General features: G+C 63.5%; 10 protein-coding genes. 7 read left to right on the forward strand and 3 right to left on the reverse strand.

Annotation, left to right across the window (positions count from 1 at the left end):
- Positions 1–28: 28 nt before the first annotated feature.
- Both B5T_RS15515 and B5T_RS22805 read left to right on the forward strand, forming a co-directional pair.
- Complete coding sequence (locus tag B5T_RS15515; RefSeq protein WP_014995472.1) at positions 29–529, forward strand: DUF2938 domain-containing protein; 501 nt, start codon at positions 29–31, stop codon at positions 527–529.
- A gap of 106 nt (positions 530–635) precedes the next feature.
- On the forward strand, positions 636–812 hold the full coding sequence (locus B5T_RS22805; protein WP_014995473.1) for a PLDc N-terminal domain-containing protein: 177 nt from the start codon (positions 636–638) through the stop codon (positions 810–812).
- Between the two features lie 11 nt (positions 813–823).
- Here the strand turns inward: B5T_RS22805 and B5T_RS15520 are convergent, their stop codons facing one another.
- Both B5T_RS15520 and B5T_RS15525 read right to left on the reverse strand, forming a co-directional pair.
- Entirely contained in the window at positions 824–1315 is a 492-nt protein-coding gene (locus tag B5T_RS15520; protein ID WP_014995474.1) for a hypothetical protein, read from the reverse strand.
- A gap of 20 nt (positions 1316–1335) precedes the next feature.
- Positions 1336–2787 carry a phospholipase D-like domain-containing protein gene (locus tag B5T_RS15525; protein ID WP_014995475.1) on the reverse strand — a complete coding sequence of 484 codons (1452 nt, stop codon included), beginning with the start codon at positions 2785–2787 and terminating at the stop codon, positions 1336–1338.
- A 335-nt stretch (positions 2788–3122) separates the two neighbouring features.
- On the opposite strand from B5T_RS15525, the gene B5T_RS15530 reads away from it, so the two are divergent.
- Entirely contained in the window at positions 3123–4478 is a 1356-nt protein-coding gene (locus B5T_RS15530) for a KamA family radical SAM protein (protein WP_014995476.1), read from the forward strand.
- 165 nt (positions 4479–4643) lie between these two features.
- Here the strand turns inward: B5T_RS15530 and B5T_RS15535 are convergent, their stop codons facing one another.
- Positions 4644–6041 carry an aminotransferase-like domain-containing protein gene (locus B5T_RS15535; protein WP_014995477.1) on the reverse strand — a complete coding sequence of 466 codons (1398 nt, stop codon included), beginning with the start codon at positions 6039–6041 and terminating at the stop codon, positions 4644–4646.
- A gap of 163 nt (positions 6042–6204) precedes the next feature.
- Here B5T_RS15535 and B5T_RS15540 point away from each other — a divergent pair, with 163 nt between their 5' ends.
- From B5T_RS15540 to recD, 4 genes are all read left to right on the forward strand, one after another.
- Entirely contained in the window at positions 6205–6807 is a 603-nt protein-coding gene (locus tag B5T_RS15540; RefSeq protein WP_014995478.1) for a LysE family translocator, read from the forward strand.
- A 62-nt stretch (positions 6808–6869) separates the two neighbouring features.
- Positions 6870–10283, forward strand: coding sequence for an exodeoxyribonuclease V subunit gamma (gene recC, locus B5T_RS15545; protein ID WP_014995479.1), 3414 nt, complete (start codon positions 6870–6872; stop codon positions 10281–10283).
- On the forward strand, positions 10280–13903 hold the full coding sequence (gene recB, locus B5T_RS15550; RefSeq protein WP_014995480.1) for an exodeoxyribonuclease V subunit beta: 3624 nt from the start codon (positions 10280–10282) through the stop codon (positions 13901–13903). Before recC ends, recB begins: the two co-directional genes overlap by 4 nt.
- Positions 13893–15839 (forward strand): exodeoxyribonuclease V subunit alpha, encoded by a 1947-nt coding sequence (gene recD, locus B5T_RS15555; protein ID WP_014995481.1) that lies wholly within the window; start codon positions 13893–13895, stop codon positions 15837–15839. Before recB ends, recD begins: the two co-directional genes overlap by 11 nt.
- The last annotated feature ends 87 nt before the right edge of the window (positions 15840–15926 follow it).

A 15926-nucleotide genomic window follows, 5' to 3' on the forward strand; every position in this document is an offset into this window, starting at 1 on the left:
TTATTTTCACCACGCAGGAATCACTGCCATGACCGAGATTTTCGAATTCGTCGTCCGCACTCTGCTGATCGGCATCGGGGCCACGGCGATAACGGATGGCTATGCTCTCGCCGCCCGGCGTGTACTGGGTATTCCGGCGCCAAACTGGGCGCTGGTGGGACGTTGGGTGGGGCATCTGCCCCGCGGTCGATGGATCCATGACAGCATCGCCAAGGCCCCGGCCATCACTGGCGAGACCGGGCTGGGGTGGTTCACCCACTATCTCATAGGCATCGGTTTCGCCGGTCTGCTGCTGGCACTGGCGGGCTTATCCTGGGCCAGGGAGCCGTCCTTATGGCCGGCGCTGCTGTTCGGTGTGTTGTCCGTGGCGGCGCCTCTGTTGATTCTGCAGCCAGGCATGGGCGCCGGTGTGGCGGCGTCGAAAACACCGAACCCGAACCAGGCGCGTCTTCGCAGCCTGATCAATCACACCGTATTCGGTATCGGCCTGTTTCTCGCCGCCCGGCTGGGGGTCCTGATCCTGCCCTAGCCATGACCACCTCCTGCTACCAGGGGACGTTTTACCTTTGTTGCCTTTACCTCACACGGTGGGCGATTCTAGGGTCAATAAAACCGATCAAGGAAAGGATTCACCCATGAAAGCACTCAGCATCATCATTCTGATCCTGGATATTTTTGCCATCGTGAAAATCCTGCAATCCGGCGCCGAGGTACCACAAAAGGCGTTGTGGATCGCGCTGGTGGTTATCGTCCCGGTGCTTGGCCTGATTCTCTGGGCCCTGCTGGGACCGGGCTCTCCGGTGAAAAAGTAACCGGCCCGGGATCAGCCCCCCAACCCCAGGTTAAGCAGCAGTTGATTGTCACGGCTGAACAGCCAGAACACCACGCTGGCCAGAGACACCATCTGGAACTGCATGTGCTGCCGCCGTCCCCGTAACCAGGCTTCCGGCCAGTGTTCGCGGATGGCGGTCACCTTCTCCATCAGAAACAGCAACATCACCGCGACGATCATCAGTAGCGCGGCGATCAGCGCCGGCACGAACGGCGTGGCGCTGGCCAGCAACCACAACAGCAAGACCGCCGGCGTCAGCGTCGCTTCTCCTCTTTGAACCTCCGCTCCCAGATACAATCCCGGGGGCAGCAGCAGGAAAATCGCCACCAGCAAGGGCACCAGCGGTAACCAGCCGTGCGCCACCGCCGGTGCCGGCAGCCAGATCCCGGTGGCAACCGCCACCACCACCAGCCCATGCAGGAATTGCAGACGAATCAGGGTAACCAGATGGGCGGGCAATTCCGCATCCCGGGGCAGACGCATGGGGGCTCCTCTCAGTGCTCTCAGAGATAGGGTTCCAGCATATGGGCCAGGGCATTGCGCACATTGCGCCAGCCTGCCATGGCCTGAAAGTCGGCATCGTCCATGCGCCTGGCGCCGGCGATCCGGCCGTCGATCAGAGTGTTCACCTGTTCCGCCAGGGGGCCATCGTAGCATTCCAGATCGAACTCGAAGTTCAGCCGCAAACTGCGTGCATCCCAATTCCCCGAGCCAAGCTGTACCCAATGGCCATCGACGGTCATCACCTTGCTGTGATCGAATGGCGGAGCGGAAAGATACAGATGCGCGCCACCGTGCACCAGCCATTTCAGCGCGTGAATACTGGCCCACTGCACCAGGCGCAGATTGTTCTTGCGCGGCACCACCATCTCCACCTTGACGCCTTTGAGCAGTGCCAGTTGCAGGGCCGCCATCAAGGTCTGATCGGGTACGAAATAAGGCGTGACGATACGGATCTCCCGTTCCGCCGAGCCGATGGCGGCGAACAGAGTCAGGCGACGCTTGTCGAAATCGGCGTCCGGCCCGGCGCTGATGCCACGGGCGCGCACCGTTCCCGGCGCCTGCTGTCCCTGGTATTCCGCCGTCAGATTCTCGCCACAGGTGAACATCCAATCCGCCGCGAAGGTACGCAGCAGATGCGCCACCACCGGCCCTTCCAGACGGGCATGCAGGTCGTGGGTCCGGGCCGGTTCCCGCACATAGCCGGCACGCACGTTCATGCCGCCGGTAAAGCCCAGGGTATGATCGACGATCATCAATTTACGGTGATTGCGCAGGTTCATGTAAGGCATGCGCCACGGCGCCACCGAGTGCAGGAACCGCTCCACCCGTACTCCGCCCTTGCGTAAACGGCGGGTCACCGAGGGCAAGGAGTACAAAGCGCCGACGCCATCCAGCAAGACTCTCACCTGCACGCCACGGGCGGCGGCCCGTGTCAGTGCCTCCACCAAGGGCTTGCCGGCCGCATCGTTGCCGAAGATATAGGTGGCCATGAAGACGCTGTGCTGTGCTTCATCCACCGCCTGTGCCATCAAATGCAGGGCCTCGCGGGCCTCATGCATGGTGACGCGATTGCCGGCGGTCAGCGGCAATCGTGTCAAGCGCCCCACCAGCCGCGACAATACACGCAATTGCGGCGCCTGCACCGTGTCCTCGGCAACCGATTCCGTGCTTTCCAGCGTATCGATACCGCCGCCGGTAAGCTGCCGGGCACGGCGCTGGATACGATTGACCCCGAGCAACAGATACAGCAGAGCGCCCAGAAACGGCACCAGCCAGACCAGGCCGGTCCAGGCCGCGGCGGCCCGGGCATCCCGCTTGTGCTGGGCCACATGCACGGTCACCCACACCGCCAGCCCCACGCCCACCGGCGCGACGATCGCCAGCCAGAACGCCTCCAGCCAAGCGGAGGCCTGCTCCAGCCACAGCAAAGCCGTATGTAAAAAGTCGCTCACGTCATCGCCTCGCTCATAATTACCCGGTGCCGGGGCCGCAATCCCGGGGAAACATAGCATATTGGCCGGCCCGGGGCTTGCAGTCGTGATTTTGCTCTTTTATTTTCAATAACTTACAATCGCCGTTCGTTTTTCACCCTCCGCGTCCAACAGGCGCACCGGGTCGGAATCTTCCACCCATTTGAAGTGCCATCATCGCCCGGTCATCCGTACCTGCGATCATCGGCAAATTCCAGGATCGGCCGCGCCGGTCACTCTGAAAGCAGAAACCTGCTGGTCCCTTGACCAGTGTACCGACGCGTTTGCGGCGTCGGCACGGCATGAGGAACACAAGCATGCAAGAAACCAACACCGTGATACCGCTGCGCGAGCATCACGACACCGACTTCGGCGAACCTCGTCGCTTCAAGGTGTATACCGCCCGCCAGCTGGACAAGATCGAACCGCTCCAGCGGCTGGACGAGGAAGCCCGTTTCGCCATGGACGTGGTCGCCAGCGTCCTGCCCTTCCGGGTGAATGAGTATGTCATCGAGGAACTGATTGATTGGGACAAAGTACCCGACGACCCGATCTATCAGCTCACTTTCCCGCAGAAGGGCATGCTCGCGCCGGAACACTTCGAGCGGGTGGCGGACGCCATGCGCAGTGGCGATAAGGACACTTTGAACCAGGCCATCGCTGAAGTCCGCGAGGCGCTCAATCCGCACCCCGCCGGACAAATGGAACACAATATTCCGCAAGTGGACGGCGAACGCATCAACGGCCTGCAGCACAAGTACGATGAAACCGTGCTGTTCTTCCCCAGCCAGGGTCAGGTGTGCCACAGCTACTGCACCTTCTGCTTCCGCTGGGCCCAGTTCATCGGCGACAACGATCTGAAGATCGCGGCCAAGGAAGCCGGGCAACTGAAGAAGTACATCCAGGCGCATCCGGAGATCACCGATGTGCTGATCACTGGCGGCGATCCGCTGGTGATGAAGACCAAGAACCTGCGCGCCCACATCGAACCGCTGCTGGAACTGGAGCAACTGCGCACCATCCGTATCGGCTCCAAGGCGCTGACGTTCTGGCCATACCGGTTCGTCTCCGATAACGACGCCGCCGACCTGCTGGACCTGTTCCGTGAGGTGACGGCGGCCGGCAAGCACCTGGCGTTGATGGCACACTATAACCACTGGAAGGAACTGGAGCCGTCCATCGCCCGGGAAGCGATCCGCCGGGTTCGTGCCACCGGTGCCCAGATCCGGGCCCAAGGCCCGCTGCTGGCACACATCAATGACAACGCCGATGACTGGGCGCGCCTGTGGCAGAGCCAGGTGGAACTGGGCGTGGTGCCCTACTACATGTTCGTGGAACGTGACACCGGTGCTCGTCATTACTTTGAAGTACCGCTGGCCAAAGCCTGGCACATTTACCGGGACGCCATGAAACAGGTGTCCGGCCTGGCCCGCACCGCCCGTGGACCGAGCATGTCCAGCCATCCAGGCAAAGTGGAGATCCAGGGGATAACGGAAATCCACGGCGAAAAAGTGTTTGTGCTACGTTTCATCCAGGGCCGCAACCCGGACTGGGTGCAACGGCCGTTCTTCGCCAAATACAACGATGAGGCCACCTGGCTGAACCACCTGGAACCGGCCTTCGGCGAAGACAAATTCTTCTTCGAGGATGAGCTGGCGGCGATGGGGGGCTGAGCGACTTCTCACAGACCCGCGTACGAAGCCGCTGTAGGAGCCCGTCGGGGCGGCCCTCCGCCTGGATTCGCCAGCAGGGCTGGCTCCTACAGCGGCCTTGTAGCGACCTCTGATTTCATGTCTGCGCGGCCGACGGCAGACTCGGGGTTTAGCGGGATTCGCCTGTCACAACAACGCCGCCAGCCGCGCCAGTCCCTTCTCCACCCGGTTATCCCAGCGAACCGCGCAGTTTAAGCGCAGACAGGACGAGAACTTATTGCCGGTGGAAAACAACGACCCCGGCGCGAAGCTCACCCCCTCCTGCAAGGCCCGTTCCGCCAGCTCCGTGGTATCGGTCTGCCCCGGCAGTTCTACCCACAATACAAAACCACCCGCCGGACGGCTGATCCGGGTTCCTTCCGGAAATAACTGCTCCACCCGCGACGTCATTCGCGCCACCGCCTTGGCGTGTTCGCCGCGCAACTGCCGCAGGAAGCGGTCGTAATGGCCCCGCTCCAGATAGCGCGCCATCGCCAGTTGCGAGGCCGTCGCCACCGATACCGTATTGATGAACTGCAGATACTCGGCGCGCCGCTGCTGACTACCGGGCACCAGCCAGCCCACCCGCAGTCCCGCGGACAGTGTCTTCGATGACGACGCGCAATAGTAAACCAGCCCGTCCCGGTCCCAGCTTTTCACCGGCCGCGGGCGCGGCCCTAACAGCGGCAAGTCACCGTAGATATCATCTTCCACCAGAGGCACGCGATGTTGGCTCAGCAATGACAGCAACGCTTGCTTGTCCTGATCGGAAAGACACGACCCCAACGGATTGGCGAAGTTGGTGACCAGCACACAGGCTTTCACCGGCCAGCGTTGCAGTGCCAATGCCAACGCCTCCAGAGAAATCCCCTGCTGCGGGTCGGAAGGAATCTCGAGTGCTTTCAGTCCCAGCGATTCCAGCACCTGCAACAGTCCGTAATAGGTGGGCGATTCCACCACCACGGTATCACCGGGTTTGGTCAACAGCTTGAGCGCAATGGTTACCGCCTCCTGGCAGCTGTTGGTGATCAGCACCTGGTCCGGCGACACCGGACATTGCAGCGCCACCAGACGACGGGCAATGGCCTGACGCAGTTCCAGGGCGCCCGGAGGAAATTCATACCCGACACAACGGCGCCGCTGCTCCCGCAGTACCGAATGGAAGGCCCGCTCGATCGCCGCCACCGGCATGAAATCCGGATCCGGCACCGCCGCCCCGAAATTCACCAGCGACGGATCGTTGACCGCCTGAATCAGTTCCAGCACCCGGTCCTGACCGCTCACCGCCCGAGGCCGGGTACTGGCGCGACGCATTCGCGGCGCATCGAAACGGGCCGGCGGCCGCGACACGTAATAGCCGGACCGGGGACGCGCCTCCAGCACACCACGCTGTTCCAGTTCACGGCAGGCGCTCACCGCCGTGGCCACGCTGACATTGTGCTGGTGACTCAATCTGCGCACCCCGGGGAGGCGCTGCCCGACGTCGTAGACCCGCTTTTCAATCAGCGCCTGCAACTGGTCGGCCAGTTGGTGATAAAGGGTCATGCCAACGTTCTCCATTTCAGACGGCGTAATCAGGCGGCGCGCACCACAAGCAGAGATGGTCTAGACCAAAACTGTACCGGTTCAAATTGACGTTTTTATATCTGTATCCCTACCCCGTGCAAGCTTAATCTGACCTTTCTTAGAACCTGTTTAAGAAGGTCACATGGGATATTGGGAAACACTGCTGCCGCTGGCCGGATTCGTGACGGTGATGACGGGCACCCCCGGCCCCAACAATCTGATGCTGATGGCCTCCGGCGCCAACGCCGGATTCCGCCGCTCGCTGCCGCATATCATGGGCATTCTGGTGGGCTGTCAGATTCTGCTGTTGTGCGTGGCACTGGGACTGGGGCAACTGCTGGTCCGTTTTCCGCAACTGTCGCTGACGCTGCGCGTTCTCGGCCTGCTGTTTCTGCTCTATCTGGCCTGGCAGTTGGTACGGCACCGACATACGCCATTGCGTGGCGATCACCGCGGCGCCCCCCTGACGTTCTGGCAGGCCGCCCTGTTCCAGTGGGTCAACCCCAAAGCCTGGATGATGATGGTCACCGCCGTGGCCACCTATACCGATCCGCTGCATTTCTCCGCCAGCCTGACATTGGTGGCATTGTGTTTCTTCTTTCTCGGACTGCCGCTGATTTCGCTGTGGAATCTCGTTGGTGTGGCCTTACAGGGCTGGCTGCAACATGGGCGAAGACTGGGCCGCTTCAATCTCGCCATGGCGGCCTTGCTGTTGCTGTCGCTCTACCCCACTTTCATGTCGTGATGCCAAGGCCCGCCACCTGACGTACACTGGCCGGATCGTCGAATCAGTCCTGGGATCCTGGCATGCAAAACGGCCTGATGGTGCTGCACGGCAACCGTCTGGAAACGCTTACCGACCTGCTTATCGAGTGGCTGGGACGCTATCCGCTGGCGCCGCTGGAAACGGAAACGGTGCTGGTGCAATCCAACGGCATGGCGCAATGGCTCAAGCTCAAGCTGGCCGCGCCCGACGCCCTCGGCATCGCCGCCGGTACCCGCTTTCAAATGCCCGCCCGCTTTCTTTGGAACGCCTACCGCACCGTGCTCGGCGAAGACCGGGTGCCGCGCACCTCACCGTTCGACAAGTCGAGACTGCTGTGGCGGCTCTACCGGCTGTTGCCGATGCTGCTGGACGATGATCGCTTCGGCCCGCTGCGTCACTTTCTCGCCGACGACACCGACGGCCGCAAACGCCACCAGTTAGCGGAACGATTGGCCGACCTGTACGACGCTTATCAGGTCTACCGGGCGGACTGGCTGGCGGACTGGGAACAAGGGGAGGATCGATTGCGGCGTTCCGATGAGCGGGCGCTGTTCGATGACTTTCCGGAAAGCCAACGCTGGCAGGCACATCTGTGGCGAGCCGTACTGGCGGACATGGACGAGACGCAAACCGCCCTCAGCCGCAGCGCCATCCACAACGCCTTTGTTTCCGCCCTGCGCAACGGCGAGTCTCCCCCGGGGTTGCCGCGCCGGCTGGTGATTTTCGGTATCAGCGCCCTGCCGCAACAAGGGTTGGAGGCACTGGCGGCCCTCAGCGGCCATTGTCAAATCCTGATGCTGATACAGAACCCCTGCCGCCATTACTGGGCGGATATCGTCGAGGACCGGCATCTGCTGCGCCGGCAGTTGGAGCAGCGCAAACGGCACCTGACCGCCCTGCCGGAAAACCGCGTCAACCCGCTGCTCGCCGCCTGGGGCAAACAGGGCCGGGACTTTATCGGTTTGCTCTACGACCACGACGATCCGGACAGCTACCGCGCTGCCTTCCACAATCAAATCGATCTGTTCGAAGACCGCGAGCCGGAGACGCTGCTGCAACAGTTGCAGCATGACATTCTCGAACTGGAACCGCTGCCCGAACGCGACCGGCGCCCTGCTCTGCGGGTGGATGACTCGCTGCAATTTCGCATCGCCCACAGCGCCCAACGGGAAGTGGAGATTCTTCAGGACGCGCTGCTGGAACGGTTTGCCGATAACCCGGACCTCAAGCCGCGCGACGTCATCGTCATGGTGCCGGACATCGAGGCCTACGCGCCGCACATCGATGCCGTGTTTGGCCGGCTGGATCCCGGCGATCCCCGCTACCTGCCCTACACGCTCAGCGACCGCAGCGCCGGCGCCGCCTCGCCCCTGGCCCAGGCGGTGGAAACGGTACTGCACCTGCCGCAATGGCGCTTCACCGCCTCCGATATTCTCGACCTGCTCGACGTGCCGGCGGTGCGCCGCCGATTCGGCATTGAAGAAAGCGCTTTGCCGCAACTGACGCAATGGATCGAACAGGCCCGCATTCGCTGGGGGCTGGACGCGGAGCAGCGACACAGCCTGGACGTTCCCGGCTTTGAACAAAACAGCTGGGCGTTTGGTTTGAAACGGATGCTGGCCGGCTATCTGCTCGGCGACGCCCCTGCCTGGCGCGGCATCGAGCCGCTTGACGAAGTGGCAGGCCTGGGCGCGGAACTGGCCGGGCGGCTGGCGCGCCTGCTGGACACCTTGCAACGGCATTGGCGGGCGGTGCGCGAACCGGCCGACGTTCAACAATGGCAGGCCCGTTTCACTGCCCTGTTGGACGATCTGTTCGCACCGGACGGTGCCGAGGATCAGGCCCTGGATGCCGGCCTGCGCGACGCCCTCAGTGACTGGCTGGCGGCCTGTGAGGAAGCGGACTTCGCCGGCACCTTGCCGCTGACGGTGGCGCGCCGGCCGCTGCTGGATGCGCTTAACGCCGAGAGCCTGTCACAGCGTTTCATGGCCGGGCGCATCAATTTCTGCACGCTGATGCCGATGCGCGCCATCCCCTTCCGGCATGTCTGCCTGCTGGGCATGAAGGACGGTGACTACCCCCGCCAGCAACAACCGATGGACTTTGATCTGATGCGGCAATGGGGCCGCTACCGTCCCGGCGACCGCTCGCGCCGCGACGATGATCGCTATCTGTTTCTGGAGGCTCTGCTCAGCGCCCGCGACGGCCTGTACATAAGCTGGACCGGTCGCAATGTCCGCGACAACAGCGAACGGCCGCCTTCGGTGCTGGTGGCGCAGTTGCGCGACTATCTCAATCAGCGTTGGCAGATCGTCGATAAGAGTGTCGATAAGAGCGCCGACAATGGTCGTGATGTGGCCGACCATCTGACCGTGCAGCATCCGCTGCAACCTTTCAGCCGCCGTTACTTCGATGCCGACGACGATCTGACCACCTACGCCGATGAATGGCGGCCCCTGCACGTCCACGACGAGACGACAGAGGAAGACAATCCCTTGCCGCTGCCGCCGCTGGAAAATAATGAGCCGGTCAGTTGCGCCGCTCTCGGGCGTTTTCTCAAGCAGCCAGTGGCGCATTTCTTCGAGCAAAGATTGAAAGCCCAGCTCCGGCAGGACAGCCATAACCTCGACGACACCGAACCGTTCAGTGTGCAGGGGCTGGAGCGCTGGCAGTTGCAGGACCAGTTGCTGGGCGAGGCACTGCGCGCCGGGCCGGACCAGGCCAGCGAGGCCATGCACACTACTCTGGAACGCCTGGCCGGCAGCGGCGCGTTGCCGTTGGCGCCCTTCACCGAGGGCAGCCGCGCCACCTTGTTGATGCCGTTGCGCCGCCCTTTGCAGCAGTACTTCCTGCTGCTGGCACAAAGTGGCGCGCTGCAACCACAACAGGAAATCCAACTCGATGCCGGCGGCCTGCCGCTGGAAGACTGGCTGGTGGACCTGCGCGGCGAGGCCTCCCGGCCGCGACGGCTGGTACTGAAAACCAGCCGTCTGCAAGGCTCTCTGGAGAAGCTGACCACCGACTGGGTCATACACCTTGCCGCCTGCGCCAGCGGCCACGCCCTGACCACGCAAATTCAGGGACAGGACGGCCTGTACAGCCTCGCGCCAATGGACCCGGCCACCGCGCGGGAACGGCTCGACGCCATCGGCCGGGCCTGGCAACAAGCTCTGTGCGAGCCGCTCCCCATCGCCTGTGCCACCGCCTTCGCCTGGCTGGCCGGAGAGGAAAAAGACAAAGGCGAGGCCGAAGCCCGCAAGGTCTTCGAGCCCGGTTTCAACAGCGACGGAGAGCAATTTCGGGAGCCGGCCATCGCCCGCGCCTGGTCCGGTTTCGATGCCATGCTGGCGATGCGGCATGACGACAAGCCGGCCTTCTGTCACTGGACCGAACAGCTCTATGCACCGCTCTATCAACAGGCGCAATGGACCGAACAGGGAGGGCGGGTCGCATGAGCCAGCCACGCCCTCTGCCACTGACTTTCCCATTGCACGGCACGCGCCTGATCGAAGCCAGTGCCGGTACCGGCAAGACCTTTACCCTGGCGGCCCTGTACCTGCGGCTGGTGCTGGGGCACGGCGGCCGGGCCGCGTTCCGCCAGCCCCTGCTGCCGCCGGAAATTCTGGTGGTGACCTTCACCGAAGCCGCCACCGAGGAATTGCGGGAGCGGATCCGCGACCGGTTGGCGGAAGCGGCGCGGGTGTTCGCCGATCCCCAGGCCCACAAGCCGGATCTCATTCTCCAAGGTTTGCTGGACGACTACGCCGACGACGAGCAACGCCGCCATTGCGCGCAACGGCTGAACGCCGCCGCCCAGTGGATGGATGAAGCCGCCATCTACACCATTCATGGTTTCTGCAACCGCATGCTCAAACAACATGCGTTCGATTCCGGCAGTCTGTTCAGCCTGGAACTGCAGGAAGACGCCAGTGACGAACAGCAGCTCGCCGCTTGCGACTACTGGCGTAACGTCATAACACGGTTCCCGGTAAGCGCCGCCAATGCACTGCAAGCCAACAAGCTGGGCCACCCGGAAGCCCTGCTGGCGCAATGCCGGCCACTGCTGGGGCTCGGTGGCACCGACCCGGACACGCTGCCGGAAAGCGTGCAACGCTGGCTCGATGATAGCGGCCCGCAAGCGGCACTGGAGCAAAACGCTCGCGACACCCTCACCGCCGAGTTGCCGGCCCTGCTCGAATGGGTGCACAGCGCGCGTGACAACAAATGGCTCAACGGCAACAGTTACCGCGCCAGCAGCCTGCCGGGCATGCTGCTGACGCTGGAACGCTACGCCGCCGGCGAGGTACTGAACGACAAGGACTACGACACCCTCTCACGCTTCTCCACAGCGGGTATGAAGCTGACCAAGAAAGGCGAGGAACATCGCCCCGGCTTCGCCTTCTGTGATCAGTTGGACCAGGTCTTGGAGCAGCGGGAACAAACGGCGCTGCCGCGCACCGACCTGCTTGCCCACGCCGCCGCCTGGATCGGTAAACGAGTGGACCGAATGCGCCGGCAAACCGCCACCATGGGGTTTGACGATATGCTGAGCCGTCTCCACGGCGCCCTGCACGGCGACAACGGGCCCCGGCTGGCGCAAGTGATCCGTGATCAGTTCCCGGTGGCGCTGATCGACGAATTCCAGGACACCGATCCCACCCAGTACGGGATTTTTTCAGCGCTGTATGAGCACCGGGACGACACCGGCTGGTTCATGATCGGCGACCCCAAACAGGCGATCTACGCCTTCCGCGGCGCCGACGTGTTCACCTATCTGCAAGCCCGGCGTGCCACCGAGGGGCATCACTATACCCTGGGCCGGAATTTCCGTTCGGCGACGCCGATGGTGGCGGCGGTGAACCGCTTGTTCGAATACAGCCAGGACAGCCACGGCGATGTCTTCATGATGGACAACGCCATTCCTTTCAAAGCGGTGGAGGCCCAAGGGCGCAAGGATACGCTGCTGGTGGACGGCGAAACCAAATCCGGCGTCACGCTCTGGGTGGAAGACAGCGACAAAGCCATTTCCTCCGGCGTTTATCGACAACACCAGGCAGCCCGTTGCGCCACCGAGATCGCCCACCTGCTCAGCGGCGCCGAACAGGGTGTCACCGGCTTCCGCGAGGACCAGCACTTCACGCTTTTGCGCCCCCGTGATGTGGCCGTGCTGGTGCGCGATCGTACCGAGGCCAAGGCGATCCGCGACGCTCTGCTCGCCCGGGGCGTGCGCAGCGTTTACCTGTCCGACCAGGACTCCGTGTTCGCGCAACCGGAAGCGCAGGATCTTTTGCTGATCCTGCGCGCCTGCGCCAGCCCGGAATCCGACGTGCGCGTGCGCAGTGCCCTGGCCTCCGGCACGCTGTCCCTGCCCTACCAGGAACTGGACCGGATCAATCGGGACGAGGTGCGCTGGGAAGCCACGGTCAATCGCTTCCACGGCTATCGCGCACAATGGCGGCAACAGGGTGTGCTGCCGATGTTCCGGGGCCTGCTCATGGACTTCTCGGTGCCGGCACGACTGCAGCGCAGTCTCGACGGGGAGCGCGCCTTCACCAACCTGTTGCACCTTGCCGAGCTGCTGCAACAGGCCGCCACGCAACTGGACGGCGAGCAGGCTCTGATCCGTTATCTGGAAGACGCTGTCAACGACCAGCGCGGCAGCAACAACGACAATATTCTGCGTCTGGAAAGCGACGATGACCGGGTCAAGGTGATCACCATTCACAAATCCAAGGGCCTGGAATACCCGGTGGTCTATCTGCCCTTCATTTGCAGTTTCCGCGCGGCGGAAAAGAGCAAGCCGCCCCTGCGTTATCACCGTAAGGGACCGGACGACGCCCATCTCGTCGTCTCGCTGGAACCGGACGACGACATCGAACGTCTCGCCGATCACGAGCGTCTGGCCGAAGACATGCGCCTGCTCTACGTGGCACTGACCCGGGCCTGCCACAGCTGCACCCTGGGCCTGGCGCCCTATGCCAAGGGCCGCGCCCAACAAAATCAACTGCCACGCAGCGCCATCGGCCGGCTGTTGTTCGGCCCCCAGGGCGTGGCCAATGATCAATTGCTGTCCGCGCTGGGGCCCTTGAGCGACGACGCCATCACGGTAACGCCCGCGCCGCCAAGCAATGACGAGGTCTATCAGCCGGTCAACACGGCGTCCCGCCTGCGCCAACAGATAACCTTTCCCAGACGTCCGCGCACACCCTGGTGGATCGCCAGCTACAGCGCCCTGCGGCAGGTGGAGGAACCGCTCGCTCCCGCCGACGCCCGCGCCGATCAACTGGCGGAAGCCGAGCCGGAACCCGTGCAGAAACCGATGATGGAAACCGCCGCCGCGGGGGTGCACGCGTTTCCTCGCGGCGCCCTGCCCGGCACCTTGCTGCATGATTTGCTGGAGCATGCCGCCAACCAGGGGTTCCGGGCCTGTCTGGACGCCCCGGAAGAGATGGACAAAAGGGTCGGCCAGCAACAGGAAGCCCGCCACTGGCAGGATCACCACACCACCGTGAAGCAGTGGTGGCGCCAGACTTTGACGACGCCCCTGCCGCTACAGCAGGAGCGGATATGTTTGGCGGACCTGGATCGGCCCGTGGCGGAAATGGAATTTCTGCTGCCCGCCGAACAGGTGTCGGTGACACGGCTGGATGCGCTGATCCGTGAGTATCTCTATCCGGGGCAGCCACGACCGCGCCTGGAAGCCGATACTCTGAATGGCATGCTCAAGGGCTTCATGGATCTGGTGTTCGAGCACCGGGGCCGCTATTACGTGCTGGACTATAAATCCAACTGGCTCGGTCCGGACGATGACGCCTACGGCGATGAAGCGCTGATCAAAGCGTTTCTGGAGCATCGTTACGAAGTACAGTACGCGCTGTACCTGCTGGCACTGCACCGCTTACTGCGCAGCCGCCTCGGTGACGACTATCATCCGGATACCCATCTGGGAGGCGCCGTTTACGTCTTTCTTCGCGGCCTCGGCGCGCCCTCCGCCGGCACCGTTTTCAGCGCCGCGCCGACCGCGCTGGTGGAGGCTCTGGACCGGCTGTTCCTGGGAGACGCCCATGCGAAGTGATGGACAAGGCGATCTGTTCGCCGCCGTCGACTGGCAAAGTGCCCTGGAGCAAGTGCGCGATCAGGGGCAGTTACGGGATCTGGACGTGGCGGTGGCGCGGTTTCTGCACCAGCAGGCACCGGACACCGATCCGGTGGTCCTGGTGATCGCCGCGCTCACCAGCGCGCAACTGGCGGCGGGGCATCTGTGTCTGGACCTGGAGGAACCGGAGTTGGCCCAACGGCTATGGCCGGCGGGCATACCGGAGAGTCTGGTGCCGTTATTGCCGCCGGACCCGCAACAGTGGCACGCACCGCTGCGAGCCAGTGAGCTGGTTGGCGAGGGCTCCGGTCAGCCCCTGGTGCTGGACGGTTCCCGTCTCTACCTGCAGCGCAACTGGACCCAGGAGGTCAAGGTCGCCGACTTACTGCTGGCGCGACTGCGGCACGAGACTTCCGCCCCTCCGGGCGACACTCTGGCAAAGCTGTTCGTCGACGGCGATGACGAGGTGGACTGGCAGCAGGTGGCCTGCGCCCTGGCCACCCGTGCCCGCTTGACGGTGATCACCGGCGGCCCCGGCACCGGCAAGACCACCACCGTGGTGCGCCTGCTGGGTCTGCTGCAAAGCCTGGCACTGGAACAGGGACGCACCCTGCGTATACGTCTGGCCGCCCCCACCGGCAAGGCCGCCACCCGGCTGACGCAGTCCATCGGCGATCAGGTGGCGCGGCTGCCGTTGCCGCAAACCGTGCGCTCGGCCATTCCCACCGAGGTCAGCACTCTGCACCGCCTGCTCGGCACCCGCCCTGACAGCCGCCGCTTCCGTCATCACCGGCATAACCCGCTGCACGCGGATCTGGTGGTGGTGGACGAAGCCAGCATGATCGACATGGAAATGATGGCCAGTCTGCTCGACGCCCTGGATGCCAATACCCGGCTGGTGCTGCTGGGCGACAAGGACCAACTGGCCAGCGTGGAAGCCGGCGCGGTCCTCGGTGACCTTTGCCGCGACGCCGATCGGGGCGGCTACGACGAGACCACGGTGGACTTCATTCAACAAAACTGCGGCGCCGACCTGACCGCCTGGCGCGGCGACGGCGGCCCCTTGGCGCAACAGACCGCCATGCTGCGACGCAACTGGCGCTTCCGCGACAGCCCCGGCATCGGCGCACTGGCCCGGGCGGTGAATCAAGGTGATAACCGGAGTGTCACCAGCGTCTTCCGACAACATACGGATCAACTACAGCGCCTGGACCTGCGCCGCGATCCCCACTATCTGCACCGTTTCCTGATCGACGGCACGGCCTCGCATCCGGGGTTGAAAGCGCTGCTGCTCGAAGCGGCCAACACACCGGACAGGGACGAACTGGATAGCTGGGCCGCCCGGCTGCTGCTCCGGTTAACCGAGCGGCAGTTGTTGAGCGGCTTGCGCGGCGGCCCTTTCGGCGTCACCGAGCTGAATCAGCAACTGACCCGGCAACTGCACCGGCAGGGCCTGGCGGACGAGCACGAATGGTATCCGGGCCGTCCGGTGATGCTTACTCACAACGATTATCAGCTTGGTCTGATGAACGGCGACGTTGGCCTGACCCTGGCCCACCCGGATGGCCTGAGAGTGGCATTTCCGTTACCGGATGGCCGCATCAAGTGGGTATTGCCGAGCCGGCTGGGCGGCGTGGAAACGGTCTACGCGATGACCGTGCACAAATCCCAGGGCTCGGAGTTCCGACACACCCTGCTGATCCTTCCAGACCGGCCGCATCCGCTGCTAACCCGGGAGCTGATCTATACCGCGGTGACCCGGGCGCGGGAGACCTTCACCCTGCTCGAGTGCGGCCCGGGCACGGTGCTGAACCAGGCGGTCGCCCGCCGCACCTGGCGCGCATCGGGGTTATGGCAACGACTGAACCGCACCGAACGGCAGGTCATCACCGATGACGACGACTCTTGCCGCTGAACAGAAAGACAACGAAGGTGATGGTGGCGACGATACAGAGAAAGATCACAAACGCGGTGATCCACTGGTCCGGTGTCAGGCCGTTGA

It is taken from the genome of Alloalcanivorax dieselolei B5, from assembly GCF_000300005.1.
GTDB lineage: Bacteria > Pseudomonadota > Gammaproteobacteria > Pseudomonadales > Alcanivoracaceae > Alloalcanivorax > Alloalcanivorax dieselolei.